Origin of the sequence: Mesorhizobium sp. M8A.F.Ca.ET.021.01.1.1, assembly GCF_003998025.1 — a bacterium.
In the GTDB taxonomy this organism is placed as follows: Bacteria; Pseudomonadota; Alphaproteobacteria; order Rhizobiales; family Rhizobiaceae; genus Mesorhizobium.
In genome coordinates this window covers 1-2,782 of sequence record NZ_RZSJ01000713.1, presented here as the reverse complement: position 1 = coordinate 2,782, position 2,782 = coordinate 1, and the positions used below count along the sequence as shown (strand labels likewise).

1 protein-coding gene and 2 pseudogenes are annotated in these 2,782 nt (G+C 60.7%); 1 reads left to right on the top strand and 2 read right to left on the bottom strand.

What is annotated here, in order from left to right:
* Positions 1-243 (top strand): annotated as a pseudogene (locus tag EOA36_RS37500) (IS21 family transposase); the annotation flags it as partial.
* A gap of 272 nt (positions 244-515) precedes the next feature.
* Here EOA36_RS37500 and EOA36_RS32690 read toward each other — a convergent pair.
* Positions 516-2,264 carry a hydantoinase B/oxoprolinase family protein gene (locus tag EOA36_RS32690; protein WP_126101850.1) on the bottom strand — a complete coding sequence of 583 codons (1,749 nt, stop codon included), beginning with the start codon at positions 2,262-2,264 and terminating at the stop codon, positions 516-518.
* A pseudogene (locus EOA36_RS32685) lies at positions 2,264-2,782 on the bottom strand (hypothetical protein); the annotation flags it as partial. The gene EOA36_RS32690 and the pseudogene EOA36_RS32685, both read right to left, overlap by 1 nt.

The following is a 2,782-nucleotide window of genomic DNA, read 5'->3' as shown; positions in this document are numbered from 1 at the left end:
ACGCCGCAGCGTCTCCTCGAAGATTGCGACCGGCCGGATTCCCGGCGCGCTGTCCGATGGCGAGGAACAGGAAGTCATCTTCCGGCAAACGCACGAGCCGGCCGCCTCGGCCTGTCGGATTTCACCGATCATGAGCAGCACCGGCCTCACCATCGCCGGACAGCCGCTCGATCACCGTCTCTATCATTCGCGGCTCGCCTATTCCGGCTTGCAGCCGTGATGGCAGGCGTTGACGCACTGGTTTTTCCGAAGACGGATTCGGCAGAGTGGGTTTTAGAGATCGCGAATGCGGTTTCGGAACTCGAACGCGAAAGAAATCTTCCGCCGGGAGGCCCCGGTCCTTGCCCAGATCGGATCTGAACAGTTCACCAGTCCGACTATCGCACGATTCATCCTCCGAATCCATTCAAGGAAAATGAATCACGGCCGCAGCCCAAGGGCGAGCGCCTGTTTCAACATCCTGCTAGGTCGAGCCGGGTTCAAATCCTTATTTCTCGTCCTCCGCTTGAAATGACTTATTCCGCCGCACGAGATCTTGCCTGCCGCAGTTGTTGCGTGGCGTCGAGATCGATGACGATGCCCGCTTCACTCTTCGTGAGGACTACGGCGTAGTCGCGCCGCGCACCTTCTATGCTGATCTTGCCGAGACGACAGTCTTCCAGCACGCGCTCCGGCTCCCGTTCGGATGCTGGGCCGTACCCACCCCCCGATGGCATCACGTGGCAGAACAGGTCGTTTTTCTTCATTGGTACCGGCTCCTTAAGGAGCACCGGCAGCACGATGGCATTGTCGCCCGAGATCAGACGGTTCATCGACGGCTTGCCTTCGCAGCCCCCAAAGAGGCCATGCGGCGGATAGGCACGCTTATCGGAACGGATATTCAAGGTCGCTGAGCTCGCAAGGAGCCGATAATCGCGCCGGATGGCGAGCCCACCCCTACGGCGTCCCGGACCCCCTGTGTCGGGGACGAAGCCGTATTGCTCGATGCGGATAGGATAGGTCTGCTCGATCATCTCAACCGGCACGTTCGACTGGTTGGCGCCGATATGTGGGCCACCGTCCAGCCCGTCATTCGCTAGGCTGGCTCCCCAGGTTCCCATAACCGTTTCACAGAAGACGAACTGGTTGCCCCCATGCAGGCCCGCAATGGTAGGCAAAGTCGAGCCGCCGGATCCGTCGGCCGTTACCCGGTCGGGAGCAGCCTGCGAAAGCGCGCCGAAGAGGCAGTCGATCATTCTGTAGCCGGTAATGCCGCGCGCGCCGCAGGGGGCTGGCGATACGGGACGGACCACGGTGCCTTCCGGAGCCCTGACCTCGATGATCTCGGTGAACCCGTGGCAGTTGGGAACGTCCGCCTTCATCACGGATCGTAGGGCTGCGTAGGCACAGGCCTTGGTGAAGGGGAAAGTGGCGTTTACGCCGCCGGCGACCTGAGGCGAGGACCCGTCCCAGTCTATCACAACCCGGCTGCCCTTAATCTCGACCTGAACCTTGAGAAGGATCGGCTCAGGATTCTCGCCGATCCCGTCAATATGGTCGGTGAAGTGATAGACGCCGTCGGGAAGATCGCCGATCTCAGCTTCTGCCAGCTCACGTGCGTAGTCGTTCAGATCCTCTATCGCCTGCAGAACCGTATCGGCGCCATAGCGATCGAAGAGACGCACCATTGCCCGCGCACCCGTCGCTCCGGCGGCCATCTGTGCCTGAAGATCGCCCAGGACGAGATCGGGCGTACGCACGTTGATCGCTATCATATCCCACAGAGTGGCGTTGCGGCGCCCTCGATCCACAAGCTTGAGGACAGGGATGCGCAGGCCCTCCTGAAATATTTCGTGAGCGCCGAGAGCGTTAGAGCCCGCCACGATGCCGCCGACGTCCGAATGGTGCGCCAGTGTCGTCGCCCAGCCACGCAGGACATTCTCGTAAAAAATAGGGCGGACGATATAGATGTCGGGAAGGTGCTGGCCCGCTGCCGCGTACGGGTCGTTCATGATCAGCACGTCGTCCGGATGGATGTCGTCGCCGATTTTCCACAGCATCGTCTGTAGCGCATCATAGAAGCTGCCTAGATGCATGGGCGTGCACACGCCTTGAGCGATTGTACGCCCGGTCGCATCGCAGAGGGCCGTCGAGAAATCCAATGAGTCGCGAACGATCTGGGAGTAAGCGGTACGAACGATCGTAAGCGTCATCTCATCGGCGATCGTGTCGAACGCGTTCTTGAATATCTCGAGCAAAAACGGGTCTGTCTTGCGGTTTCGCATCACGCGACTCCTCGTTGCAGATCGACGACCAGGTTGTCAAATTCGTCTCGGAAGACGGAAGCGTCTGGCGGCACAACCGTCGTCCCTTCATATTCTTCCACGATAACCGGCCCGGCCTGCCTCTCCCGCGTGACTTCCGCGCGTCCCACGACAGCCGTCTCAATGAAGCCGTACCTCTTTCCGAACCACACCGGCCTTGAAGTGGTCTCGCTTGGCTTGAGTGCGTGCCGTAGGCGAGCAGGCACGACATGGTCCGGGTCGGATGCCCTGAGACGCAACGCGACGATCTCGACTGCGTTGTGCTCATCGAAACGGTGACCAAACCGTCGCTCATGCTCGGCGTCGAAGCGGGCGCGCAGCTCGCTGCGCGCCTCGGTGGATAGGTGCCCATCATCGAGATCAATAATCAGCTCGAATGCCTGCCCAAGGTAGCGCATCTCTACCTGGCGCATGCACCTGGCCTTCCCGGAAACACCCAGAAGGCGCTCCGCCTCACGCTGGAGCTGAACGTAAGCCTG